Source organism: Castellaniella denitrificans (assembly GCF_027214045.1).
GTDB classification, from domain to species: domain Bacteria; phylum Pseudomonadota; class Gammaproteobacteria; order Burkholderiales; family Burkholderiaceae_B; genus Castellaniella; species Castellaniella denitrificans_A.
Genome location: NZ_JAPWHE010000011.1, coordinates 33660 through 59613, shown reverse-complemented (window position 1 = coordinate 59613; position 25954 = coordinate 33660). Strand labels below are relative to the sequence as shown.

The following is a 25954-nucleotide window of genomic DNA, read 5'->3' as shown; positions in this document are numbered from 1 at the left end:
GACCGCATCATGAAAAAGATCCTTGCATGGGGATGCCGCTTGAGTCTCGCGGTCCTGCTGGCGGGCTGCGCGGCGCCGCCACCCCGTCACTACAGTCTCGCCGCTTCCGCGACGGACCGGGCGGCGTCCGGAGACGTCAACCAGGCGGTGGGCACAGGCCTGTTGCTTTCGGTGGCGGGGATTCCGGCCGAGGTCGAACGGCCCCAGCTGGTGGTGCGCGATCCCGCACGGGATCCCGCGGTGCAGGTGCTGAACGATTCGCTCTGGGCGGCGCCGTTGGTGGATCAGATCCGCGATGCGCTGGCTTTTGATGTCGGCCGCCGCCTGGGCGCCGTGGACTTGCGCCGTCTCCCGGGCGCGGCGACCCTGCCGGCCCGGCGTGTCGAGGTGCGGATCGACCGCTTCGACATGGTCTGGGGACGTTTCGTGGCGCTGGACGCGGACTGGACGGACCGTGCGCCGGGCGCCGATCGTCCCCGGTTCTGCCGGGCCTCGGTGCGACTGCCCGCCGGCGAAGGCGTGGCGGCACTGGTGGAGACCCAGCGCCGGGCGCTGGATGACCTGGCGACGCTGATCTCGGCCGTGGCTTTGGGGCAACCTGTAGATTTACAAGGAAAAACAACCGTGTCAGAATTTGGTTGCACCTGACTGTTTTCGGGTTAACCATAATGGCGGATTCAGGTGCAACCCTCTAGCATGGCGCCTGATCCGGACTGGTTTCCCCAGTCGACGCTACCAACGTGGAATACCTCGAACATGGCTACTGTAACCCTGGGTGTGAAGGTCGATGAGGCGCTGCGTGAGCGCTTGCGGGCTCTGGCGGATTCACTGGGTTGCACGCCGCACTGGCTGCACAAGCAGGCCCTGCTGAGCTACATCGAGGCCATCGAGCGCGGTCAGTTGCCTGCGGAAATCGACCGCCGTCCGGAAGGCGAGCCCGCAGTGGAACATCCGGTAGAACCCGAACCATTGGCGCCGTTTCATGAGTTCGCACAGGAAGTCCTGCCGCAGTCCGTGCTGCGTGCCGCCATCACCGCCGCTTATCGTCGTCCGGAGCCGGAATGCGTGGCCATGCTGGTGGACCTGGCCGAGTCGTCGCAGCCCGATCAGGTCGAAGCGCTGGCCCGCCGGCTGGTCCAGACCCTGCGTGACAAGCGCAAGGGCGGGGGGGTGGAGGGCCTGATCCAGGAATTCTCCCTGTCCAGCCAGGAAGGCGTCGCCCTGATGTGTCTGGCCGAGGCCTTGCTGCGCATTCCCGACCAGGCCACGCGCGACGCGCTGATCCGCGACAAGATCAGCCATGGCGACTGGCGCGCGCACGTGGGCGAATCCCGCTCGCTGTTCGTCAACGCCGCCACCTGGGGGCTGCTGGTGACCGGCAAGCTGGTCAGCGTCAACAGCGAACAGAACTTGTCCCAAGCCTTGACGCGCCTCATCGCCAAAGGCGGCGAGCCCCTGATCCGGCGCGGCGTGAACATGGCCATGCGCCTGATGGGCGAGCAGTTCGTCACGGGCCAGACGATTTCATCCGCTCTGGCCAACAGCCGCAAGTTCGAGGACATCGGCTTCCGCTATTCCTACGACATGCTGGGCGAGGCCGCCACGACGGCGCAGGACGCCGAACGCTATTTTCAGTCCTATCAGCAGGCCATCCACGCCATCGGCAAGGCCTCGCAGGGACGTGGGATCTACGAAGGCCCCGGCATCTCCATCAAGCTCTCGGCCTTGCATCCGCGCTATTCCCGCGCTCAGCGCGACCGGGTAATGGACGAACTGCTGCCGCGCATGGTCGAGCTGGCCGCGCTGGCGCGCCGTTACGACATCGGTCTGAATATCGACGCGGAAGAGGCAGACCGCCTGGAACTGTCGCTGGATCTGCTGGAGGCCTTGTGTTTCGACGAGCGCCTGAGGGGCTGGAACGGCATCGGCTTCGTGATCCAGGCCTACCAGAAGCGCGCGCCTTTCGTGATCGACTTCGTGATCGACCTGGCGCGTCGCAGCAAGCATCGCCTGATGGTCCGCCTGGTCAAAGGGGCCTATTGGGATTCCGAGATCAAGCGCGCGCAGGTCGACGGCCTGGAAGGCTACCCGGTCTACACGCGCAAGATCCATACCGACGTGTCGTACCTGGCCTGTGCGCGCAAGCTGCTGTCCGCTCCGGAAGCCGTCTTTCCCCAGTTCGCCACGCACAACGCCCAGACGCTGGCCTCGATCTACCACATGGCCGGCGAGAACTACTATCCCGGCCAGTATGAATTCCAGTGTCTGCACGGCATGGGAGAACCCCTGTACGAAGAAGTCGTCGGGCCGGTCGCCAAGGGCCGTCTGAGCCGGCCTTGTCGCGTCTACGCCCCCGTCGGCACGCACGAGACCCTGCTGGCGTATCTGGTGCGTCGATTGCTGGAAAATGGCGCCAACACCTCCTTCGTCAACCAGATCGGCGATCGCGACCTGCCCATCGACGCGCTGGTGGCCGACCCGGTCCGCAAGGCCCGCGCCGTCCAGCCGCTGGGTGCGCCGCACGATCGCATTCCACTGCCGCGCGACCTGTACCGGGCGCACGAGGACCGCGCCAACTCGGCCGGCCTGGATCTCAGCAATGAACACCGCCTGGGTTCGCTGGCGGCAGCCCTGCTGGGCAGCGCGACGCAGATGTGGCGCGCCGGGCCTGCCGGTGAATGGCGTGACGAGCGCGCCCTGACCGTCCTCAATCCGGCGGACCGCCGCGATGTGGTCGGCCAGGTGGTCGAGGCCGACGCGGACGATGTCCAGGCCGCCTTGCGTCGGGCCGAATACGCGGCGCCGATCTGGCAGGCCACGCCGGCCGCGGAGCGGGCGCAGTGCCTGCGGCATGCCGCGCAGTTGATGGAAGACGAAATGCAGTCGGCCATCGGACTGATCGTGCGCGAAGCGGGCAAGTCCTTCCCCAACGCCGTCGCCGAGGTCCGCGAGGCCGTCGATTTCCTGCGTTATTACGCGGTGCGCATCGAAGAATCCTTCTCCAGCGACAGCCACCGGCCCCTCGGACCCGTGCTGTGCATCAGCCCCTGGAACTTCCCGCTGGCGATCTTCACCGGCCAGGTGGCGGCGGCCCTGGCTGCGGGCAATGTCGTGCTGGCCAAGCCGGCCGAGCAGACCGCGCTGATCGCCGCCTACGGCGTGTCGGTGCTGCATCGCGCCGGTATTTCCGCCGACGCGGTCCAGTTGCTGCCGGGCCGGGGCGAGACCGTCGGCGCGGCCCTGGTCGCCAGCCCGGCGGTGCGCGGCGTCATGTTCACTGGTTCGACCGAGGTTGCGCGGCTGATCGCCGCCACACTGGCGGACCGCCTGGACGGGGCCGGCCATCCTGTTCCCCTGATCGCCGAAACCGGTGGGCAGAATGCCCTGATCGTGGATTCTTCGGCCCTGACCGAGCAGGTCGTGTACGACGTGCTCAGTTCGGCCTTCGATTCGGCGGGCCAACGCTGTTCGGCGCTGCGCATATTGTGCGTGCAGGAAGACTGCGCCGACCGTACGCTGGAGATGCTGCGCGGCGCCATGAAAGAACTGCGCGTGGGGCGTCCCGAACTGTTGTCGACCGACATCGGTCCGGTGATCGATGCGGAGGCCCAGGCGGTGATCGAACGCCACGTTCAGGCCATGCGGGCGGCCGGCCATGCGGTCGACCGGTACCCGCTCGACGCGGAGCAGACGCGCTTCGGCACCTTTGTCGCGCCGACCCTGATTGAAATCTCCGACATCGCCGAACTGGAGCGTGAAGTTTTCGGCCCCGTCCTGCACGTGCTGCGCTATCGCCGCCAGGATCTCGACGCGGTGATCGACGCCATCAACGAGCGTGGCTATGGCCTGACCTTCGGCGTCCATACCCGTCTGGACGAGACCGTCCGCCACGTCACCGAACGCATTCATGCGGGCAATATCTACGTCAACCGCAATATCGTCGGTGCGACTGTGGGTGTCCAACCCTTCGGCGGCGAGGGCCTGTCGGGTACCGGTCCGAAGGCCGGCGGGCCCCTGTATCTGCATCGCCTGCTGGCCGACCTCCCCAGTTCCCTGCCGGTCGAGGGTGTCGTGGGCAAGGGCGCCCGGCCGCTGACGCTGCCCGGTCCCACCGGCGAGACCAACCAGTATCACCTGAAGCCACGCGGCACGGTGCTGTGCCATGCCGCCAGTGTGGCCGGCGCCCAGGCGCAGATGGAAGCCTGTCACCGCACGGGTAACGATACGCTGTGGGTGGACCATCCCGAGGCGCGCGCTTTCCACGCGGCGCGGCCGGCGGGCGCCGCCGTGCGCTGGGTGGCGGCGGACGCCGCCGTGCGCTGGGTGGCGGCGGACGCCGCCGTCACGGCCGATTTCCAGGCGGTGCTCTACGAGGGCGACAGCGACGATCTGCAGGCCTTGTCCCGAGCGCTTGTCGGCCGTCCAGGACCGATCGTGCCGATCCTGGCGCGTCGCGCCGACGAACTGGCCGCTGGCAAGGCCTATCCGCTGGAAATGCTGGTCCGCGAGGTCTCGGTGTGCGTCAACACCGCCGCCGCCGGCGGAAACGCCAGCCTGATGATGGTTGGATGAGACAGGCGAGGAACAGTCCCTGCGGACTGTTCCTCGCCTGTCGAATCCGAGCCGCTTGCAAGCGGCGAGGTGGAGGGATGCCCCGGCTTTGGGCTTCCTCGCCTGTCGAATCCGAGCCGCTTGCAAGCGGCGAGGTGGAGGGGCTCTGGTCGAGTCCCCCACGACAAAAAGGGCTCCGAGGAGCCCTTTTTGTCGTGGGGAGACCGATGCCGCTCAGTCCTGACGGTCGGTTACTTCCACCAGGTGGTAGCCGAACTGGGTGCGGACGGGGCCCTGGACCACGCCCACTGGTGCGCTGAAGACGACCTCGTCGAATTCGCGCACCATCTGGCCGCGACCGAAGGTGCCCAGGTTGCCGCCGTCGCGGCTGGACGGGCAACTGGAATGTTCGCGGGCGATGGCCGCGAAGTCGGCGCCGCTTTCGATGTCGGCCTTCAGCTTCAGGCATTGTGCTTCGTTGTCGACCAGGATGTGGCGGGCGGATGCTTGGGTCATGAGGGTTTTCCTATGTGATTGAGCGGTGGGATTCGAACGTCAAGCCCATAGCTTAACCCGAACACCGCGGAAAAAAGGACGGCCCCGCTGGGCCGTCCGGTGGCATTGCGGGGCGGACAAGGCCTGTCGCCAGGCCCCGTCCCTCGGGCTCAATGCCCCAGATACGCGGCCTGGATCTCCGGCGAGGACAGCAGCTCGCGCGAGGAGCCCTCATGCGACAGCTTGCCGACCTCCAGCACGTAGCCGCGGTCGGCCAGTTTCAGCGCCATGCGGGCGTTCTGTTCCACGATCAGGATCGTGACGCCGGTATCACGCACTTCGCGCAGCACCTGGAAGATATTGCGCACGATGATCGGGGCCAGACCCAGGCTGGGCTCGTCCAGCAGCAGCAGGCGCGGTTTGGTCACCAGGGCGCGGCCGATGGCCAGCATCTGCTGTTCGCCGCCCGACAGCGTACCGGCGAGCTGGTCGCGGCGTTCGTGCAGGCGCGGAAAGATCCTGTAGACGTGTTCACAGCTTTCATCGATCTCGGCGGTCGGGCGCGTGAAGCCGCCCATGCGCAGGTTTTCCGCTACGGACAGAGTGCCGAATACGCGGCGGCCTTCGGGGGATTGGCCGATACCCAGGCGCACGATGCGATCGGCTCCCATGCGGGTGGTATCGTGCCCGGCGAAAGTGATCTTGCCCGATTGCGGCGTGATCAGGCCGCTGAGCGTGCGCATCAGCGTGGTCTTGCCGGCGCCGTTGGCTCCCAGGATGGCCACGACCTCTTTTTCCTGAACATGCAGGGAAATGCCCTTGAGGGCCTGGATGTGACCGTAGCTGACGCGCAGGTCTTCGATCTGGAGCAGAGGAGCGGTCATGCGTTCACCTGGTCTTGTGCGGCGTTCATCAGCGGATCGTCCTCATCGTCGTCCTGACCCAGATAGGCCTCGATGACGAGCGGATTGCTGCGGATTTCGGCGGGCTTGCCCTCGGCGATCTTCTTGCCGAAGTTGATCACGACGATATTGTCGGTGACGTTCATCACCACGCTCATGTCGTGTTCGACCAGGATCACGGTGACGCCGGCGTCGCGGATGGCCCGGATGGTCTCGTTCAGGCCGGCCGACTCCTGTTCGTTCAAGCCGGCGGCCGGTTCGTCCAGAATGATGAGCTCGGGATCGGCGACCAGCGTGCGGGCCATCTCGACGCGGCGCTGGGCGCCGTAGGGCAGTGACGTGGCGATCTCGTGGGCCACGTCGGTCAGGTCAAGCTGGCCCAGCACCGTCATGGCGCGTTCGACCAGCTCGCGTTCTTCGCGGCGTTGGGCGGGCGTATTCAACAGGCCTTGCCACCAGGACTGGCGCATTCGCAGGTGCTGGCCGGCGATCACGTTTTCCAGCACCGTCATGTCCTGGAACAGGCGGATGGTCTGGAAGGTGCGGCGGATGCCGGCTTCGGCGATGCGATGCGGCGCGAGACCGGTGATCTCGCGGCCATGCCAGCGGATATGGCCGTCGGTGGGCCGGTAGACCCCGGTGATCATGTTGAACACCGTGGTCTTGCCGGCGCCGTTGGGGCCGATCAGGCCGACGATTTCGCCTCGCCGGACCTTGAAGCTGAGGTTGTCGACCGCGCGCAGGCCGCCGAAGCTGATGCCGATGCCGTCGAGTTCGAGAAGGATGTCGGACCCGGCGTCGGCGGACGGCGGGCTGGAAACGGCTGTGTTCATATGATCCCCTTGCGAGCCGGCCAGATGCCTTGCGGACGCAGGATCATGACGAGGATCATCGCCACGCCGAAGGCCAGATAGCGGTATTGGGCGAATTCGGTGAAGATCTGCGGCACCACGAACATCATGGCGGTACCCAGCAGCACGCCGGGCACGGAGGCCTGGCCGCCAACCAGCACGATGGCGAAGAGCACCACCGAATCGGTGAAGCGGAATGAGCCCGGGCTGACGGCCGATAGCTGCATGGCGAACAGCGTGCCGGCCAGCCCGGCGATGCCGGCCGCCAGGGCGAAGGCGGCGACCTTGTAGTTGCGGGCGTTGACCCCCAGGGTGGTGGCCGCCAGTTCATCGTGCTTGATGTAGCGGAACGTGCGTCCCAGGGAAGAGCGGTCCAGGTTGCCCATCAGCCACAGCACCACGGCCAGGACGACCCAGTTCAGATAGAACAGGTCGCTCTGGGTGCCGAACATCTGCCCGAAGAGCGTCGGACCGCCGACGCCGAACAGCCCGTCGGCGCCGCCGGTCAGGCCGAACAGATTGTTCTGCATGGCCAGCACGAAAATAGCGTTGAAACCGATCGTGACCACCAGCAGGTAGTCGCCGCGCAGCTTGACGATGGGCGCCGACAGAATGGCGCCCAGAGCCGCGGCCAGCACGATCGCCACCGGGATGGTCCAGAGGACGGGCCAGTTGAAGGACAGCGACAGGATCGCGCAGGTATAGGCACCGATGCCGAAGAAGACCGCGTGGCCCATGTCGTACATTCCAGCCCGGCCAAGGACGATGTCCTGGGACAGGGCGACGATGGCGTAGATGGCGAAGATGCCGCCGATGGTGATCCATGCGGGCGACAGCAACTGCGGGATCAGCAGGCCCAGGATCCACAGCGCGGGGCCGGCCAGGCGCAATGCGCGGGTCGTGCCTGTGGAAGTGGCCCTGGAGGCTTGGTTCATGTTTTTGTCCATGGGTTACACCTTTTCCGCGACGCGTTCGCCCAGCAGGCCGGTGGGGCGCACCAGCAGGATGGCGATCAGCAGGGCGAAGGTAATGGCGTCCTGCCAGGAACTGGAGACGTAGCCGGCGGCGAAGGCATTGAACAGGCCCAGCAGCAGGCCGCCCAGCATGGCGCCGGGAATGTTGCCGATGCCGCCGATGATGGCTGCGATGAAGGCGCTCAGTCCGTAGGACCAGCCCATGGTGAAGTAGGTCTGGCGATAGTAAAGGCCGATGAACAGGCCGCCCACTGCGCCCAGGACGGGGCCGATGATGAAGACCATGGCGATCACGCGGTTGACGTTGACCCCCATCAGGCGCGCGGCGTCCTGATCGATGGCGGTGGCGCGGATGGCGGTGCCCACGCGGGTATGGTGCACGAAGAAGTACAGCGCGGCCATCAGCACGAAGGCGCCGACGATGATCAGCAACTGGACGAAGCTGATGTGGGCGCCGCCGATCTCCCAGTTGATGTTGGGCAGGAGGTTGTCGGGAAAGACCTGGACGTTCGGGCCCCAGATCAGCATGATGCCGTTCTGGATCAGCATCGAGGCGCCCAGGGCGGACACCACGGCCGACAGGCGCGGCGCCTTGCGCAGAGGCTTGTAGGCGAACTGGTCGAGCAGCGTGCCGGCCACGGCCACGACGATCATGGCGATCAGGAATGCCAGGATCAGCAGGACCGGCGTGGACAGGCCGCCGAAGACGCCGGAGGTCAGGGTGGTCAGGCCGATGAAGGCGCCCAGGATGCACAGGTCGCCGTGGGCGAAGTTGATCAGCTTGAGCACCCCGTAGACCATGGTGTAGCCCAGCGCGATCAGCGCGTAGATGCCGCCGACCGTCACCCCATTGATGAATTGCTGGAGGATAAAGTCCATCGATCGGTTTCCAGAGAGAGCCGCTTCGCGGCGGGCGCGCCGTTCGAAGCCGGGCGCTGCGTAAAGGACGGCGCCCGGCCGGAGGCGCGGGCGCTGTCAGGGACGGCGGGCTCAGTTCGTCGGATAGACGGTCTTGTAGCTGCCGTCGGCCTGGACTTCGAAGGCGGACATCGGGCTGCCGATGCGTTCGCCCTTGTCATCCCAGTTGAAGGGGCCGGTCAGGCCGGGGAAGGGTTGCTTCATGCCATGCAGCCAGGGGATGAGCTTGGAGGTGTCCACGCTCTTGGTGGCCTCGATGGCGGCGAAGACCGCGCGCAGGCCGTCGGCGTTGGTGAAGGTGTAGATGCTGGGAGGCGCCGAGCCGAATGCCTGGGTGTAGTCGGCCAGGAATTTTTTGGCTTCCGGGTAGGGCAGGTTTTCCGGGGCGGGGACGTTGACGATGATGGCGCCCTGGGCCGCATTGCCGGCGATCTTGGCGAAGGCCGCGTTCTGGTTGGCGTCGCCGCCGATGAAGGCCGCGTTCATGCCGAGCTGTTTCATCTGCGCGCGGATCAGGCCGCCGTCGGTGTAGTAGCCCGAGAAGAACAGGGCGTCCGGGTTCTTGGATTTCAGCTTGGTCAGCACGGCGCTGTAGTCTTGCGTGCCGGCGTTGATGAAGTCGTCGGCCACGAGGTTGCCTTTCTGGTCCTGGACCGCTTTTTTGACGCTCTGGGCCAGACCGGTGGCGTAACTGGAGTGGTCGCTCAGCACCGCGATGCGCTGATACTTCTTGACGTTGACCATGTAGTTGGCGGCGAAGATGGCTTCGTCGCTGTTGGGCGGCGCGTTGCGGAAGAAGGTCTTCCAGCCGCGCTGGGTCAGCTCGTCGCTGGTGCCGTCGGAGGTCTGGATGACGTTGGCGGCGGAATAGATCGGAGCGGCGGCCAGGGCGGCGCCACTGGTGTAGGTGCCGATCACCGCGGTCACGCCTTCGTTCACCAGTTTGCGACCGCAGATGGCGGCCTGCGAGGCCTTGCCTTCGTCGTCGCACACGATCACCTGGATCTGACGGCCCAGCAGGCCGCCCGCCGCATTCTGCTGTTTGACCAGCAGTTGCACACCGTTCTCGATGCCCTGGCCCTCGGCGGCGTATTCGCCGGTGATGGGGGCTTGCACGCCGATCTTGATCGGGCCGTCGGCGGCCATCGCCGTCCCGGCGCCGGTCGCCAGCAGGATCGCTGCGGTGAGGGTGGAAAGTTTGGTCAGCCTGCTCATGTCTGGATTCTCCTTTGTGACGGATCCAATCGCGTGATGGGTCGGGTAGAGCGCGTACGATGCAAATGGCCTCTTTCCGGGGGATTCCCTTGTCTCGATGGAAAGAGGGCCTGGTCCTCCCGGATCCTGCCGTCGATGAAATCGGCGGAATCGCGCGAGGTGTTCTGATTAACCCCGTCAATCAGGTAAACCTTCGCTGGGGAGAAAAGGAGCAACCTGAAAGACGGGCGAAGTATAACCATCTGAAATCCGCGAGTGCAACCAGGGATATTGCCTAGATGAACGCCTTGGAATATTCAATCGGATTCAGCCATTCTGGACTGATTACATAATATATTGATAATATTTTTTGTAAAAACTGGGATAAACCCTGACTGCAAAGCGATGAGGCACTGTCAGGAAAGTGATTTCAACGCATTGAAAAAAAGAGATTATTTCTTATTGGGGAAATTTTCGAATGGTTTTTGGCTGAATGCCGGATCCGCCGGTCCGATTTTTTACCGGGTGCCAAAGTCGAATCGAAACATGGCTTGCCCTATGGAATATTGGTATAAACCCCGATATAAAAGTCCGCTCAGGATGGGCAGTCGGGCATTCAACGGGGAATATCCGGATGCGCGTCATGGGATTCAATGGCGGCCGGTACTGCCGAAGCCGCCTTCGCCGCGTTCGGTGGCCGTGGCAAAGGCTTCGACCACGTGCAGCCCGACCTGCACGACCGGCTGGAACAGCAGTTGGGCGATGCGTTCGCCCGGCTGGATGTCGTAGGGCGTGTCGCTGTCGTTTGTCAGCAGAACCTTGATTTCGCCATGATAGTCGGCGTCGATGACGCCAATGCCCTGGGCGACGCGGATCCCATGCTTGAGTGACAGGCCCGAGCGCGAGGCCACGATCGCCACCAGGCCGGGATCCATCATATTCAAGGCCAGGCCGGTCGGCACAGGCAGGCGCGCGCCGGGAGCCAGTGCCTGCGGTGCTTCAAGGCAGGCGCGCAGATCCAGGGCGGCGGAGCCGCCTGTGGCGTAGTCGGGCAGGGGGATCGCGTCCGTGCCCAGCAGGGGGTTGACGATACGGGCCTGGATGAGTCGTCGTTGCATGATGATGAGGATCCGTGGTGAAAAGAGATGTCGCGCGGCCCCGGCGGCGCGCGTTTGCGGTGGGTCGGGGAGTCAGCGGGGCAGATGCCCGGCGATCCAGGCGATCAGTTGCCGGGCGGCCAGCAGCTTGGACTGACGGGCCAGAGGATGGGCGCCGGCCTCGTCGAAGATCACCAGTTCGGTGTCTTCCGTGTCCATGGCGTCCTGGGCCAGATTGCCGACAATGACGGGGACGCCCTTGCGGGCGCGCTTGGCCTGGGCGTGTTCGGCCAGGTGGTCGGTCTCGGCGGCGAAGCCCACGCACCAGGGGCCGTCGGGCAGGGCGGCGACTTCGGCCAGGATGTCGGGGTTCTGAACGAAGTCCAGCCGTGGCGGCTGGCCGCCGGGCTGTTTCTTGAGCTTGACGTCCGAAGGATTGGCGATGCCCCAATCGGCCACGGCCGCGACGGCGATGAACAGGTCGGCCTTGCCAGCCCGCGCCATCACGGCGGCGTGCATGTCGGCGGCACCGCGCACGGCGATGCGTTCGACACCGTCCGGGCAGGGCAGTGCGGTCGGGCCGGACACCAGGGTCACGTGGGCTCCGGCTTCCGCCGCCGCCCGGGCCAGGGCATAGCCCATGCGGCCGGATGAGCGGTTCGTCAGCACCCGTACCGGATCGATGGTCTCGCTGGTGGGGCCGGCCGTCAGCAGCACGCGGCGGCCTGCCAGCGACTTGGGCTGGAAGAAGGCGATCAGGGCGCGCAGGATCTGGTCGGGTTCCATCATGCGGCCCGAGCCGGTCTCGCCGCAGGCCTGGGGACCGGCGCCCGGACCGATCAGCGTCACGCCATCGTCGCGCAACTGCGCTGCGTTTCGTTGGGTGGCGGGATGGGTCCACATTTCGTGGTTCATGGCCGGCGCGACCAGCAGCGGGACCGTGCCGCGCGCCACGCACAGGGTGGTCAGCAGATCGTCGGCCAGGCCATGCGCGGCGCGGGCCAGGAAATCGGTGCTGGCGGGCGCCACCAGGACTGCGTCAGCGCCGCGCGTCAGATTGATGTGCGCCATGCGGTTGTCCATGCGGGCGTCCCAGGCGTCCACCCAGACGGGGCGGCCGGACAGGGCCTGCATCGTGGCCGGCGTGATGAAGCGGGTGGCGGCCTCGGTCATCACCACGTCCGCGGTGGCGCCCTCGTCCTGCATGCGGCGCAGCAGTTCGGCCGATTTGTAGCAGGCGATGCCGCCCGTGAGCCCCAGGATGATGCGTTTGCCAGACAGGTCCATGGGGCCTCCTTCAGGATGGGCGCGCGCGGCGGGCGCGCAGGATTTCGTCCAGGATCAGCAGCGCGGCCCCGCAGGTGATGGCCACGTCGGCCAGGTTGAAGGCAGGGAAGTACCAGTCGCGCCAGTAGAACAGCAGGAAGTCCACGACGTGTCCGTGCAGCAGGCGGTCGATGGCGTTGCCCAGGGCGCCGCCCAGAATGCTCGCCAGGGCCGCGCACAGCAGGCGCTCGGTTGGGTGAGTGTACAGCCAGCGCAGGATCAGAACGGCCGCCGCCGCGGCGATGCCGGTGAACAGCCAGCGCTGGGCACCGCCCCCATCGGCCAGGAAGCTGAATGCCGCGCCGGTGTTGTGCAGCAGCGTCAGGTCGAAGAAGGGCAGCACGGGAATGCGTCGCGCATAGTCCAGCGTGCCCGAGATCCATGCCTTGGTGAGCTGGTCCAGCAGGACCAGTACCGCCGCCCAGGCCAGCCAGCCGGCGAGTGGTCGCAGGCGGGCCGGTCGCCGCCCGTCCGGCGGATGTGCGGCCGGATCAGGCATGGGCTCGGGCTTCGCCATCGCCGTACAGGTTGTCCACGCAGCGGCCGCACAGTTCCGGATGCGCCGGATCCCGGCCCACATCGGCGCGGTGATGCCAGCAGCGGCCGCATTTTTCGTGTGTCGTGGCCCGCACCTCGACCCCCAGGTCGCCATCGCCCGCTACGGCACGGGCCGCCGAAGTGATGAAGACGAACTTCAGGTCGTCTTCCAGCGATTGCAGCAAGGCCAGGTCTTCGGCCTGGGCCGAGACGGTCACTTCGGCCTGCAGCGAGGCGCCGACCTTGCCTTCGGCGCGCACGGCCTCGATGTCCTTGTTGACCTGGTCGCGGATTTCGCGGATGCGCGTCCATTTGGCTCGCAGCGCCTCGTCGCCCTCGGGCAGGGTGGTGAAGGTTTCCAGGAAGATGCTGTCGCCGGAGCCGAAGACTTTCCAGGCTTCCTCGGCCGTGAACGACAGGAACGGGGCCATCCAGCGCAGCAGCGCGTGGGTGATCTGGTGCAGCGCGGTCTGGGCGCTGCGGCGCGCCAGGCTCTTGGGGGCCGTGGTGTAGAGGCGGTCCTTCAGCACGTCGAGGTAAAAGCCGCCCAGATCTTCGGAGCAGAACAGTTGCAGCTTGGCGACCACGGGGTGGAATTCATAGACCTGGTAGTGGCCGAGGATCTCTTTTTGGAGCTGGGCCGCGCGCGCCAGGGCGTAGCGGTCGATCTCCAGCAGATCCTCGTAGGCCACGGCGTCGGTCGCCGCGTCGAAATCGCTGGTGTTGGCCAGCAGGAAGCGCAGCGTGTTGCGGATGCGGCGGTAGCCGTCCACCACGCGCGCCAGGATCTTGTCGTCGATGCCCAGGTCGCCCGAATAGTCGGTCGATGCCACCCACAGGCGGATGATCTCGGCGCCCATCTTGCCGCTCACGTCCTGCGGCGCCACCGTGTTGCCCAGCGACTTGCTCATCTTTTTGCCCTGGCCGTCCACGGTGAAGCCGTGGGTGAGCAGCCCGCGGTAGGGCGCGCGGCCGAAGATGGCCGAGGCCAGCAGCAGGGAGCTGTGGAACCAGCCCCGGTGCTGATCGTGGCCTTCGAGGTACAGGTCGGCCTCGGGGCCGCTGTCGTGATGCATGGCGGGATGCGAGCCGCGCATCACGTGCCAGAAGGTGGAGCCCGAGTCGAACCAGACTTCCAGGATGTCGGTGCTCTTGGTGTAGTGCCTGGCGTCTTCGGCGCCCAGGATGTCCTCGGCCGTCACGCGGCTCCAGGCCTCCACGCCGCCCTGTTCGATCATGTCGGCCGCCTGGTCGATGATCTCCATGGTGCGCGGGTGCAGTTCGCCCGTGTCCACATGCAGGAAGAAGGGAATGGGCACGCCCCAGCTGCGCTGGCGCGAGATGCACCAGTCGGGGCGTCCCGCGATCATGTCGCGCAGGCGGACCCTGCCGTTCTCTGGGTAGAAGCGGGTCTGCTCGATGGCTTCGAGGGCGATCTGGCGCAAGGTCTTGGCGGGCTTCTGGGCCGGGTCGGTGAACACGCCCTCGCCCTCGTCCATGCGGATGAACCACTGCGCGGCGGCGCGGTAGATCACCGGCGTCTTGTGGCGCCAGCAATGCGGGTAGCTGTGGGTGATGGTGGTGGTGTCAATCAGGCGGCCCGCGGATTTCAACGCGTCGAGGATGGCGGGCACGGCTTTCCAGATGTGCTGCCCGCCGAACAGCGGCAGATCGTCCGCGTACACGCCGTGGCCCTGCACGGGGTTGAGGATGCCTTCGTACGCCAGGCCGTTGGACATGCAGGAATTGAAGTCGTCCACGCCGTAGGCGGGCGACGAGTGCACGATCCCCGTGCCGTCCTCGGCCGTGGCGTAGTCGGCCAGATACACGGGAGAGAGGCGGTCATAACCCTTGTGCACGTGCGCCAGCGGATGCCTGAAGGGCATGTGGTCGAGCTTTTCGCCCCTGGTCGTGGCGACGACCCGGCCTTGCAGTTTCCAGCGTTCGAGACATTTCTCGACCAGCGCCGAGGCGACGATGAGCAGGCCGAGTTCCGTATCGACCAGGCTGTATTCGAGCGCCGGATTGACGTTGAGCGCCTGGTTGGCGGGGATGGTCCAGGCCGTGGTCGTCCAGATGACGATGAACGCGTCCTTGTCGAGCCGGTCCAGGTTGAACGCGGCGGCCAGTTTCCCGGGGTCGGCGGCCGGAAACATCACGTCCAGCGTCTGGCTTTTCTTGTCGGCGTATTCGATTTCGAACTCGGCCAGCGACGAGGCGCAGTCGAAACACCAGTACACGGGTTTGAGGCCGCGATAGACGAAACCGCGTTCCATGACTTTTTTCAAGGCGCGCAGTTCCAGCGCCTCGTTCGCATGGTTCATGGTCTTGTAGGGGTGATCCCAGTCGCCCAGTACGCCCAGGCGCTTGAAATCCACCATCTGCTGCGCGATCTGCTCGGTGGCGAAGGCGCGGCTCTTTGCCTGCATCTCGTCGCGCGGCAGATTGCGGCCATGCAGTTTTTCGATGGCGTTCTCGATCGGCAGGCCGTGGCAGTCCCAGCCCGGCACGTATACCGCGTCGAAGCCTTCGAGCTGGCGGCTCTTGACGATCATGTCCTTGAGGATCTTGTTGACCGCGTGGCCGATGTGGATCTTGCCGTTGGCGTAGGGCGGGCCGTCGTGCAGGATGAACAGGGGCTCGCCCCGGCGGGCGTCGCGCAGCCGCTTGTACAAGCCTTTTTCCTCCCATTCCTTGATCCAGCCCGGCTCGCGCTTGGGCAGATCGCCGCGCATGGGGAAGGGGGATTCGGGCAGGTTCAGGGTGTCTCTATAGTCCATGGGAGGCAAAATAGTCGCGAGCGCCTTGCGCATCCTGGCGGATGGCGGCGGTCAGGGAGGTCAGGTCGGGAAAGTATTCCTCGTCGCGCAGGAATTCGAGGAATTCGACGCACACCAGTTTACCGTAGGCGTCCACCCGCCGATCGAGGATGTGCGTCTCCAGCAACAGCGCGCCGTCGCGGGTGACCGTGGGCCGCACGCCCAGGCTGGCGACGCCCGGCAGCGGCCGTTCGTCCAGTCCGTGGACGCGCACCACGTAGATGCCGGAACGGGCCGCGCAGGGGGCGGGCACGCGCAGGTTCAGCGTCGGAAAGCCCAGGTCGCGGCCCAGCTTGCGGCCGTGGATGACGTGCCCGCCGATGCGGTAGGGGGCGCCCAGCAATTCGCCGCTGCGTTCCAGATTGCCCACCGCCAGCGCGGTGCGCAGCGCGGAACTGGAAATGCGCTGGCCCTGGTCGTCCCCGACATCGGCCAGGGTCCGTACCTCGAAGCCGTGCTCCCGCCCCATGCGGCGCAGCAGGTCGATGTCGCCGCTGCGTTTGTGGCCGTACCGGAAGTCTTCGCCGACCAGCAGCCAGCGCGTGTTCAGGCCGCGCACCAGCAATTCGCGGATGAAGTCCTCGGCGCCCATGTCGGCCAGGCGCTGGTCGAAGCGCTGGATCACGATCTGGCGCATGCCGTGTTCGGTGAGCAGGACGGTCTTGTCGCGCAGGGAACTGATCTGCGTGGGGATCAGTTCCGGGCGTTGCCCCTTGCGTGCGAAGAAAGCGCGCGGGTGGGGCGCGAAGGTCATCACGGTGGGCACGAGCCCGAGCGCGGCGGCCTGTTCCCGGACCTGGGCGAGGATGGCCTGATGGCCCCGGTGCACGCCATCGAAATTGCCGATGGTCACGGCGCTGGGGGCCGTGGAGTCGTGCCGGGGCAGGTGGCGGTAGAGGCGGAATTCGGTATTCACAGGCGAGAGTTTACAATTTTGCGTTTATGCCCAGGATTCCCGCCGGGCAGCATCCTCTTCTTTCCTGCTGGAGACCCTGCGCATGCCGCACCCCCCCGACCGGCCGATCCGGGTGGCCATCCTGATTTCGGGCCGCGGCTCGAACATGCAGGCGCTGGCCGAGACCGTCGCCACCGAAGGCCTGCCCGTCGACATCTGTGCCGTCCTGTCCAACCGCGCGGATGCGGCGGGGCTGGACTGGGCGCGCGCGCGCGGCCTGCCCGCCGAAGTCCTGGCACACCGCGACTTCGACAGCCGCGAGGCCTTCGACGCCGCCTTGCGGACGCGGCTGGACGCCCTGGCGCCCGACTATATCCTGCTGGCGGGCTTCATGCGGGTGCTGGGCGCCGATTTCGTGCGCCATTTCGATGGCCGCATCGTCAACATCCACCCCTCGCTGTTGCCGGCATTTCCCGGCCTGCATACTCATGAACAGGCCCTGGCCCAGGGCGTGCAATGGCATGGCTGCACCGTGCATTTCGTCACGCCGGTGCTGGATCATGGGCCGATCATCGCCCAGGCCGCCATCCCGGTGTGTGCCGACGACACGCCCGAATCGCTGGCGGCCCGGCTGCTGCCGGTCGAACATCGGGTCTACGCCCAGACGTTGCGCTGGCTGGCGCAGGGCCGCGTGCGGCTGGGGACGGATGGCCGCGTCTCGGTCGAGGGCGCGTCGCACCGCGCCTGGGCCGGTCCGGCCCTTTTCCAGGAGAATCATCATGAGCAGGAATGACACGCGGGATGGATCCCGCTCCCGGCCGCGCGCCCGCATGGACGCCGCCGACGGCGGACGCCGTTCCGGGTCGCCGGACCGCCCCCGCGCCGCGCGCGGCGAAGAAGGCCGGGACGTCCGGGCGTCCCGGGGCAAGGATGCCGCGCGCGGCCAGACCACCGCGCGGCCCTACGTGATGGCGGCGGCGCGTATCGAGCAGGTGCGCCAGGTGCTGGGCGAGGCTCTGCAATGGAAATACCCGGCCGACGCCGTCCTGTCGCACTGGTTCCGCGCCCACGCCAACGCCGGGATGCGCGACCGGGGAGAAATCGCCGAGGCGGTCTTCGATGTGCTGCGTCATCTGCGGCGCTATCGGCAGTTCGCGGAAATCGGCGCGGGTTCGGGCACGCGGCGCCTGGCGGTCCTGGGTCTGGCCTCCGTCTGGCCGCGTGAAACCCTGGACACCGGCCTGGACGAGCACGAGCGCGCCTGGCTGGACCATGTCCTGTCCCTGTCCGCCGCCGGCCTGCCCAGGGCGGTGCGCCACAGCGTGCCGGATTGGCTGGACGAGCGCCTGGCGGCCCTGCCGGATGCCGAATCCCTGCTCCAGGCCCTGAACACCCCCGCGCCCCTGGATCTGCGGATCAATCCGCTCAAGGCCGAGCGCGACGCCCTGCTGGCCGCCTGGGCCGATGGCCCCGAGGCGCGCTGGGCGGCGCGGCCGACGCCGTATTCCCCCTGGGGCATCCGCATCCAGGGACGCCCGCCCGTCAACCGTTGGGGCGCCTTCGAGCGCGGCGAAATCGAAGTCCAGGACGAAGGCAGCCAGTTGCTGGCGGCGCTGGTGGCGCCCCGGCGCGGCGAGATGGTCATCGACTATTGCGCCGGAGCGGGGGGCAAGACCCTGCTGCTGGGCGCGCTGATGCGCTCCACAGGCCGCCTCTACGCCTTTGACGTGTCGGCCGCCCGCCTGGCCCGGGCCAAGCCGCGCTTCGCGCGCAGCGGGCTGTCCAACATCGTGCCGGTGGCCATCGCGGAACGCAACGACCAGCGCGTCAAACGGCTGCGAGGCAAGGCGCACCGCGTACTGGTGGACGCGCCATGCAGCGGCCTGGGCACGCTGCGCCGCAATCCCGACCTGAAATGGCGCCAGCATCCCGAATCCCTGGCCCAACTGCGCCAGACCCAGGCGGCGATCCTGCGCGATGCGGCCGCTTGCGTGATGCCGGGCGGGCGGCTGGTCTACGCCAGTTGCAGCATCCTTCCGGAGGAAAATGAACTGCAGGTCGAAGCCTTCCTGGCCGGGCATCCGGAATTTTCCCTGCTGGATGCCGGCGCCATCCTGGCGGATCGTGACATCCGTGTGTCGCTGGACGGTCCGTATCTGCGGCTGCGTCCCGACGTTCACGGCACCGACGGTTTTTTCGCCGCCGTCATGGAGCGCGCGAAGGGAACCCCCGAATAAGTCGGGCGGAAAACGGCTGACGCGGCAAAACCGCCTGGGCTAAACTGAAAATATCTTTCAGTACCACGCGGGCTAGACCCGGAGACGATGAACACTTGGCTTTCCTTTCTTAAGGGCGGCATGCTGGACCTGGGCCCCTGGGGCCTGGTCGGCGTGACGCTGGCGCTGACTCATGTCACCATCGCGGCGGTGACCCTGTACCTGCATCGAAGTCAGGCGCACCGGGGACTGGACCTGCACCCCGTCGTGGCGCATTTCTTCCGCTTCTGGTTGTGGATGACCACCGGCATGATCACCCGTGAATGGGTCGCCATCCACCGCAAGCATCACGCCAAGTGCGAACGCGAAGGCGATCCCCATTCGCCCGCCGTGTTCGGCCTGGCCCAGGTCTTCTTCCGCGGGGCGGAACTCTATCGTGACGAGGCCCGCAATGCCGAGACCCTCGCGCGCTACGGCCACGGCACACCCGACGACTGGATCGAACGCCACCTGTACGGCCGCCACAATCTGCTGGGCGTGGGCCTGATGCTGATCCTGGACGTGACCCTGTTCGGTGTCCTGGGCCTCACGGTCTGGGCGGTGCAGATGGCCTGGATTCCGTTCTGGGCCGCCGGCGTGATCAACGGCCTGGGCCATGCCTGGGGCTATCGCAATTTCGCCTGCCCCGACGCCAGTACCAACGTCGTGCCTTGGGGCCTGCTGATCGGCGGGGAAGAACTGCACAACAACCACCATGCCTACGGGACCTCGGCGAAATTCTCCTCGCGCTGGTACGAGTTCGATCTGGGCTGGGCCTACATCCGCATTCTGCAGGCCCTGGGCCTGGCCCGGGTGCGCCGGGTCGCGCCCCGGCTGCGGCTGCGGGCGCCGGAATCCGCCGATACGCTGGGACAGGATCAGCTCCAGGGAATCATCGCCCACCGCTACGAAGTCCTGGCGCGCTATTCGGGGGTCGTCAAGGCGGCCGTGGCCCACGAGATCAAGGCGCTCCAACTGCGCCAGCGGCGTGGCGAGCGCCTGCTGCTCAGGCGCTGCCGAAAATGGCTGGTGCGTGACGCCGCCGCGCTGGCGCCCCAGGAGCGGGCCCAGGTGGACCGCGCCCTGTCGCTCGCGCCCGCGCTCGCAACCCTGGTGCAGATGCGCCGCGAATTGACCGCCTTGTGGGAATCCTCCAGCGCCAGCAGTGAGCAACTGCTGGCCGACCTGCGCGCCTGGTGCCAGCGCGCCCAGGCCAGCGGCATCGACGGCCTGGAACAGTTCGCCCTCCGGCTGGGTCGCTACGCGGCATGATGGATGGAATGCTCGAAGGGCTGAATCCGCAGCAGCGGGCCGCCGTCACCCTGCCGGCCGAACACGCCCTGGTGCTGGCCGGCGCGGGCAGCGGCAAGACCCGCGTCCTGACCACCCGCATGGCCTGGCTGATCCAGACCGGCCAGGTCGGTCCGCACGGCCTGCTGGCGGTCACGTTCACCAACAAGGCCGCGCGGGAAATGCTGACGCGTCTGTCGGCGCTGCTGCCCATCAACACCCGGGGCATGTGGGTCGGGACCTTCCACGGCCTGTGCAACCGGCTGTTGCGCGCGCATCATCGCGAGGCGGGTCTGCCCCAAGCTTTCCAGATCCTGGACAGCGCCGACCAGCTTTCGGCCATCAAGCGCATGCTGAAGACGGCGGGCATCGACGACGAACGCTTCCCGCCGCGCGATGTGCAGCGCATGATCAATGGCGCCAAGGAAGACGGCCTGCGTCCGGATGATCTGGACACCCGCGACGCCCATGCGCGGCGGCTGGCCGACCTGTACCAGCGCTACCAGGATCAGTGCGAGCGCGAGGGCGTGGTCGATTTCGGCGAACTGCTGCTGCGCGCCTACGAACTGTTGCGGCGCGAGGCGCCGATCCGCGAACACTACCAGCGCCGCTTCCAGCAGATTCTGGTCGACGAATTCCAGGACACCAACGTCCTGCAGTATCGCTGGCTGATGCTGCTGGCGGGCGCGAGCACGCCCGTGTTCGCGGTGGGCGACGATGACCAGTCCATCTACGCTTTTCGCGGGGCGAACGTGGGCAATATGGCCGACTTCGAACAGCGTCACGCCCAGGGACGCGTCATCCGCCTGGAACAGAACTACCGTTCGCACGGCCACATCCTGGACTCGGCCAACGCCCTGATCACTCACAACAACAATCGTCTGGGCAAGAACCTGTGGACCGATGCGGGCGAGGGCGAGCCCCTGCGCGTGGTCGAGCAGGCCTCGGACACGCTGGAGGCCCAGTGGCTGGTGGACGAGGTCCGCGCCCTGATCCGCGACGGCCGGCCTGCTCATGAAATCGCTATCCTGTACCGCAGCAACGCCCAGTCGCGCCCGATCGAGCACGCCTTGTTTTCCGCCCGTGTCCCGTATCGGGTCTACGGTGGACAGCGATTCTTCGAACGCCAGGAAGTCAAGCATGTCCTGGCCTACCTGCGACTGATCGACAATCCGGACGACGATACTTCCTGGATGCGGGTGGTGAACTTTCCCACGCGAGGGATTGGCGCGCGCACCCTGGAACAACAGGCCGACATGGCGGCGCTGCAGGGCACCAGCCTGGCTGGCGCGGTCGCGTTCGTGCCGGGCAAGGCCGGCTCCAGCCTGGCTCGTTTCGCCACGCTGATCCGCGAACTGGCCGAGGAATCCCGGACACTGGACCTGCCGGAACTGATCGGCCATGTGGTGCACCACAGCGGCCTCGAAGCCCATTACCGGGCTGATCGCGAGGGCCAGGATCGGCTGGAAAATCTCCAGGAACTGGTCAACGCCGCCGCCGCCTTCGTGGCCGAGGAAGGATTCCAGGGCCTGCCCGCCGGCCGTATTCCCGAGGCCGCGACCATCGCCACCGATGCGGCGTCCGATCCGGATCGGGCCTTCGATGCCGACGTGCAGCCGTCGCCCGCCGTCATGTCGCCTCTGGGCGCCTTTCTCAGCCACGCCTCGCTGGAAGCCGGCGACAACCAGGCGCAGGCCGGCGAAGACGCCGTGCAGCTCATGACCGTTCACGCGGCCAAGGGCCTGGAATTCGATGCGGTGTTCATCACCGGGCTCGAGGAAGGCCTGTTCCCTCACGAAAACAGCCTGCTGGATCCCGGGGGCCTGGAAGAAGAGCGCCGCCTGATGTACGTGGCCATCACGCGGGCGCGCGAGCGTCTGACGCTGACCCTGGCGCAAAGCCGCATGCTGCACGGCCAGACCCGCTACGGCATGCGCTCGCGCTTCCTGGACGAAATTCCGGAGGAACACCTGAAATGGATCACGCCGCGCCAGCGTCCGGAATCGGCCCAGGCGCCCTGGAGCGGCGCATTCCGGCGGGGCCTGGGGGGCTGGCAGGGCGAGGCGGGCAGTACTTTCGCACCGCGCACCCCCCGCGCGCAGTCATCCGGAGTGACGGTGGGCGAACAATGCTTCCACATCGGCACGGGGGTGCGCCATGGCCGGTTCGGCGAAGGCACCGTGGTGGCGTTGAGCGGCAGTGGTGCCGACGCCCAGGCGCGCATCGAATTCCGCGACGCCGGCACCAAGACCCTGGCCCTGGGGGTGGCGAAGCTGGACGTTCTGGATTGATGTCCGGGGACCGGTCGCCACCGCCGGGCTGACGGCCTTTCCGGCGGATGACCATCAAAAATCAGGGAAATCCCCAGGGTGGGCGCTATACTGGCCTCGGATATTCGACCGCGGGTTCGCCATGGGGCCTTTCAAGTTCGAGCAGCATCCTGTCATGTATTTCGCGGATTTTGTGTTCTATCCGCTGGTGATCTTGGGTGGGGCGGCCGTGCTGGCCGTGCATGCGGGCGGTTCGGCCCGGGTGTTGCTGGCGGCCGCAGTGCTGGGGTTCCTGACCTGGAGCTTTGTCGAGTATGCCCTGCATCGATTCATCCTGCACGGACTGTGGCCTTTCAAAAGCTGGCACGAGACACACCATGAGCGTCCTTTTGCGTTGATCGGCTCTTCAACGCCGGTCAGCATGACGGCGTTCGCGGTGCTGGTGCTTTGGCCGGTGTCCGCCGCCGCAGGCCCATGGATCGCCCTGGCGGCGACCCTGGGCATGACCGCCGGCTACCTGCTGTATGTGGTGGTTCATCACGCCGCGCATCACTGGAGGGCCCGGCCTGGCTCCTGGATGTGGGTTCGCAAGCGCTGTCATGCCCTGCATCATCGGCCGGGCGCTTCGGGCTGGTACGGCGTCACCACATCGTTCTGGGATCGTGTTTTCGGGACCGACGATTCCGGCGGCGAGCCTTGATCGTCTTATCCTGACGCCGATCAGCGTCGCGCCCAGCGCCGGTGCAGCCGCTGTGCGGTGGCGTCCAGCAGGAAGCCCAGCGCACCGATCAGCACGATCACGGCCATCAGCTCGGAATAGGCCAGGCGGTCGCGGGTATCCAGGATGAAATAGCCCAGGCCGGAACTGACGCCCAGCATTTCGCAGGGCACCAGGATGATCCAGACGATGCCGATGGCCAGGCGCAGACCGGTCAGCATGTGGCCCAGGGAGCCGGGGATCACGATCCTCCAGAGGATTTCCCGGCGCGTGGCGCTCAGGCTGCGCGCCAGCATCAGCCAGCGCGGGTCCAGTTGTCGCACGCCCGCGCTGGTGTTCAGGATGATGGGCCAGACGGCGGCGAAACTGAGCAGGAAATAGATGGGCGCATCGCCGATGCCGAACAGCATCACGGCGACCGGCATCCAGGACAGGGGCGAGACCATGCGCAGGAACTGGAAGGCGCCGCTGGTGGCCAGCTCCAGTTTCTGCGAAGCGCCGATCGCCAGCCCCAGGGGGATGCCGAACACCAGTGCCCAGAACAGCCCCACGGCCACGCGCCGGAGGCTGACCAGGGTGTGCACCGTCAATTGATTGTCCAGGACCAGGTGGGCCAGGCTGGGCAGGGCCTTCAGCGGCGAGAACAGGCCGGCCATGGTCGTTTCCTCGCCGGCCATGCCGATGCCGGCGGCCCAGAGCAGCAGCAGAACCAGCAGTCCGCCCAGGCTCAGGGCCAGGCGTCTGTGGGCGGGCAGCGGGGTGGTTTGCATTTTCATGGGTTTCAGGTCCGTCCGCTCGCGAGCCTAGGCGACCGAGAAGGTTTCCGTGCGCGTGTAGCCCTCGATGCCGAAGGCGGCCGGCCCGCCCTGGGCCTCGATGGCCTTGCGCACATAGCGGTCGTCCACCAGGTCGCGGGCGACTTCGGCGGGGTCGAGATCCTTCAAGAAGGCGTTCTCGCCCAGCACATAAGTGGATTTCAACATTTCCACCAGTTTTTCCGTGTAGCTGGGAAAGGGGTAGGGCTGAAAGTCGATGCGTTGTTCCTTCCAGTCGGCGTGGCGGATCGCGCCGCTGCGGACGTATTCCGCGTCGCGCTCGGGCGAGGGCAGCAGCACTCGCGCCAAGGTCGAATGCTCGTGGGGTGTATAGTCGGCGGGGTTGCCACGCTCAAGGATCTTCACGGTTTCCTCGCGGTGGCCCCGGGTCCAGGCCTGTGCTTCGACGATGGCGTCGACGACCTTCTGGGACCATTCGGGGCGCTCCTGCAAGTCGCGCTCGTGCATCGTGACCACGCAGCAGGCGTGGTTGCGCCAGACGTCGCCGGTGAAGCGCCAGACTTTGCCCACGCCCAGTTCCTCGGCCTTGGCGTTGAACGGCTCGGCCACGATGTAGCCGGAAATCCGCTTCGTGCCAAGAGCGGGGAGCATGTCGCCGGGCGACATGACCACCAGCTTGACCTGTTGTTTGGTCGGTTCTCCGTCACTGATGAATTCCAGCCCGGCCTCGCGCAGCATGGCTTGCAGGACGATGTTGTGTACCGAATACCAGAAGGGGATGGCGACCGTGGTACCGCCCAGGTCGGCGAGGCTGGCGATGTCGGGCCGCACGGTCAGGCAGGAGCCTTCCATATGATTCCAGGCCACCACCTTGGCCGGGGACTTGCTGCCGTAGCGTGACCAGACGGTCATGGGCATGAGCAGATGGACCACATTCACCTGACCGCTCAGGAAAGCCTCGACGATCTGCGACCAGCTACGGAAGCGCCTCGGCTTTTCCACCCGCAGTCCGCGCTTTTCGAACAGGCCGTTGTGATGCGCCACCAGCAGCGGCGTGGCGTCGGTGATCGGCAGATAACCGATGCGCACCGGCGCATCCGGTTCGGCAGCGCGAGCCGCCTGGCCCGCCTGCAGCAGCGGCAGGGCGCCGGCCATCGTGAACAGCGAAGACAGTTTCAGGAATTGTCGGCGGCCGGCCAGGGCGCTGGCGGCGGCGCCGCAGCAGGGATCGATCAGTTTCAGGGTCATGATGCCGGATTGGATTTGGGTGGGCGGGCGGCGCGCAGGGCTTGCAGGATCTGGACGCGCAGTGAGGTGAGGTGGGGATCGGTCTCGTCCCGTGGGTGGGGGCGGCCGGGCCGCCACTGGCCAATCAGGCTGCCCGGCTGGCCGCCCAGCAGCAGAATGCGGTCGGCGAGCAGCAGCGCCTCGTCGATGTCGTGGGTCACCAGGATCGCGGCGGCGCAGTGGCGCGCGCTGATTTCCAGCAGCAGGGTCTGCATTTCGCCGCGGGTCACTTCATCCAGGGCGCTGAAGGGCTCGTCCAGCAGCAGGATTTCGGGCGCGCGCGCCAGGCTGCGGGCCAGAGCGGCCCGCTGGGCCATGCCGCCCGACAATTCGTCGGGGTAGCGTGTCCGGGCGTGCGTCAGGCCGACTTCCGCGATGGCTTGTTGAACGCGCGTGCGGCGCAGTGCCTCGTCCAGCCTGGGCTGATGGCGAAAATCCAGACCGAAGGCGACGTTCTCCTCCAGGGTCAGCCAGGGTAGCAGGCAGGGGTCCTGGAAGACGAAGCCTACGTCAGGGGCGGGACCGGTCAGTTGACGGCCGCGCAGGCGGACCTGACCGGCTTGCGGTTGCTGCAGACCCGCCAGCACCCGCAGCAGCGAGGACTTGCCGACGCCGCTGGGACCCAGCAGCGCGACGATTTCCCCTGCCTGCAGCTCCAGGGAAAAATCCTGCAGGATGCGGTGGGGGCCATCCCCCGGCCGCGCATAGTCCAGTGCCACGTCCGTGGCGCTGAGCACACCGGTTTCGATGGCGGAGGTCCCGGCGATCGGGGCGGCAAGCTCGGTGGCGAGACTCATGC

General features: G+C 66.7%; 20 protein-coding genes and 1 pseudogene. 7 read left to right on the top strand and 14 right to left on the bottom strand.

Going from position 1 to position 25954, the window contains the following annotated elements:
* Positions 1-9 precede the first annotated feature (9 nt).
* Entirely contained in the window at positions 10-648 is a 639-nt protein-coding gene (locus O4H32_RS13040) for a PqiC family protein (protein WP_269359843.1), read from the top strand.
* Between the two features lie 108 nt (positions 649-756).
* Positions 757-4572, top strand: coding sequence for a trifunctional transcriptional regulator/proline dehydrogenase/L-glutamate gamma-semialdehyde dehydrogenase (gene putA / locus O4H32_RS13035; protein ID WP_269359841.1), 3816 nt, complete (start codon positions 757-759; stop codon positions 4570-4572).
* 213 nt (positions 4573-4785) lie between these two features.
* On the opposite strand, the pseudogene O4H32_RS13030 reads toward putA, so the two are convergent.
* The 11 genes and pseudogenes from O4H32_RS13030 to O4H32_RS12980 all read right to left on the bottom strand — a co-directional run.
* Positions 4786-5070 (bottom strand): annotated as a pseudogene (locus O4H32_RS13030) (peptidylprolyl isomerase); the annotation flags it as partial.
* Between the two features lie 146 nt (positions 5071-5216).
* On the bottom strand, positions 5217-5930 hold the full coding sequence (locus tag O4H32_RS13025; protein WP_269359837.1) for an ABC transporter ATP-binding protein: 714 nt from the start codon (positions 5928-5930) through the stop codon (positions 5217-5219).
* Entirely contained in the window at positions 5927-6781 is an 855-nt protein-coding gene (locus O4H32_RS13020) for an ABC transporter ATP-binding protein (RefSeq protein WP_269359836.1), read from the bottom strand. Before O4H32_RS13020 ends, O4H32_RS13025 begins: the two co-directional genes overlap by 4 nt.
* Entirely contained in the window at positions 6778-7734 is a 957-nt protein-coding gene (locus O4H32_RS13015; protein ID WP_269359835.1) for a branched-chain amino acid ABC transporter permease, read from the bottom strand. The genes O4H32_RS13020 and O4H32_RS13015 overlap by 4 nt, the downstream gene beginning before the upstream one ends.
* Before the next feature lie 15 nt (positions 7735-7749).
* Positions 7750-8652, bottom strand: coding sequence for a branched-chain amino acid ABC transporter permease (locus O4H32_RS13010; protein WP_269359834.1), 903 nt, complete (start codon positions 8650-8652; stop codon positions 7750-7752).
* 111 nt (positions 8653-8763) lie between these two features.
* On the bottom strand, positions 8764-9906 hold the full coding sequence (locus O4H32_RS13005) for a branched-chain amino acid ABC transporter substrate-binding protein (RefSeq protein WP_269359832.1): 1143 nt from the start codon (positions 9904-9906) through the stop codon (positions 8764-8766).
* 629 nt (positions 9907-10535) lie between these two features.
* Entirely contained in the window at positions 10536-11003 is a 468-nt protein-coding gene (dut, locus tag O4H32_RS13000) for a dUTP diphosphatase (protein ID WP_269359830.1), read from the bottom strand.
* A 72-nt stretch (positions 11004-11075) separates the two neighbouring features.
* Positions 11076-12269 (bottom strand): bifunctional phosphopantothenoylcysteine decarboxylase/phosphopantothenate--cysteine ligase CoaBC, encoded by a 1194-nt coding sequence (coaBC, locus tag O4H32_RS12995; protein ID WP_269359829.1) that lies wholly within the window; start codon positions 12267-12269, stop codon positions 11076-11078.
* A gap of 10 nt (positions 12270-12279) precedes the next feature.
* Positions 12280-12807, bottom strand: a complete 528-nt coding sequence (gene lspA, locus O4H32_RS12990) for a signal peptidase II (RefSeq protein ID WP_269359828.1) — start codon at positions 12805-12807, stop codon at positions 12280-12282.
* Positions 12800-15658: an isoleucine--tRNA ligase gene (gene ileS, locus O4H32_RS12985; RefSeq protein ID WP_407932657.1), complete on the bottom strand. Its 2859-nt coding sequence runs from the start codon at positions 15656-15658 to the stop codon at positions 12800-12802. Before ileS ends, lspA begins: the two co-directional genes overlap by 8 nt.
* Positions 15615-16580 (bottom strand): bifunctional riboflavin kinase/FAD synthetase, encoded by a 966-nt coding sequence (locus tag O4H32_RS12980; RefSeq protein WP_269359824.1) that lies wholly within the window; start codon positions 16578-16580, stop codon positions 15615-15617. The genes ileS and O4H32_RS12980 overlap by 44 nt, the downstream gene beginning before the upstream one ends.
* Positions 16581-16662: 82 nt before the next feature.
* Here O4H32_RS12980 and purN point away from each other — a divergent pair, with 82 nt between their 5' ends.
* The 5 genes from purN (at position 16663) to O4H32_RS12955 (ending at position 23074) form a co-directional block, all read left to right on the top strand.
* Positions 16663-17352, top strand: coding sequence for a phosphoribosylglycinamide formyltransferase (gene purN / locus O4H32_RS12975; RefSeq protein WP_269359822.1), 690 nt, complete (start codon positions 16663-16665; stop codon positions 17350-17352).
* A 208-nt stretch (positions 17353-17560) separates the two neighbouring features.
* Entirely contained in the window at positions 17561-18796 is a 1236-nt protein-coding gene (locus O4H32_RS12970; protein ID WP_331284294.1) for an RsmB/NOP family class I SAM-dependent RNA methyltransferase, read from the top strand.
* Between the two features lie 87 nt (positions 18797-18883).
* Entirely contained in the window at positions 18884-20086 is a 1203-nt protein-coding gene (locus tag O4H32_RS12965; RefSeq protein ID WP_269359819.1) for a DesA family fatty acid desaturase, read from the top strand.
* An 8-nt stretch (positions 20087-20094) separates the two neighbouring features.
* Positions 20095-22395 (top strand): UvrD-helicase domain-containing protein, encoded by a 2301-nt coding sequence (locus tag O4H32_RS12960; RefSeq protein WP_269359817.1) that lies wholly within the window; start codon positions 20095-20097, stop codon positions 22393-22395.
* Between the two features lie 121 nt (positions 22396-22516).
* Positions 22517-23074, top strand: coding sequence for a sterol desaturase family protein (locus O4H32_RS12955; RefSeq protein WP_269359815.1), 558 nt, complete (start codon positions 22517-22519; stop codon positions 23072-23074).
* A 20-nt stretch (positions 23075-23094) separates the two neighbouring features.
* Here the strand turns inward: O4H32_RS12955 and O4H32_RS12950 are convergent, their stop codons facing one another.
* From O4H32_RS12950 to O4H32_RS12940, 3 genes are read right to left on the bottom strand one after another with little or no spacing between them, the layout of a single operon-like run.
* Positions 23095-23868 (bottom strand): ABC transporter permease, encoded by a 774-nt coding sequence (locus O4H32_RS12950; RefSeq protein WP_407932656.1) that lies wholly within the window; start codon positions 23866-23868, stop codon positions 23095-23097.
* 27 nt (positions 23869-23895) lie between these two features.
* A complete protein-coding gene (locus tag O4H32_RS12945) occupies positions 23896-25116 on the bottom strand; it encodes an ABC transporter substrate-binding protein (protein WP_269359813.1) in 1221 nt (406 codons plus the stop codon).
* Complete coding sequence (locus tag O4H32_RS12940) at positions 25113-25952, bottom strand: ABC transporter ATP-binding protein (protein WP_269359811.1); 840 nt, start codon at positions 25950-25952, stop codon at positions 25113-25115. The genes O4H32_RS12945 and O4H32_RS12940 overlap by 4 nt, the downstream gene beginning before the upstream one ends.
* Positions 25953-25954 lie beyond the last annotated feature (2 nt).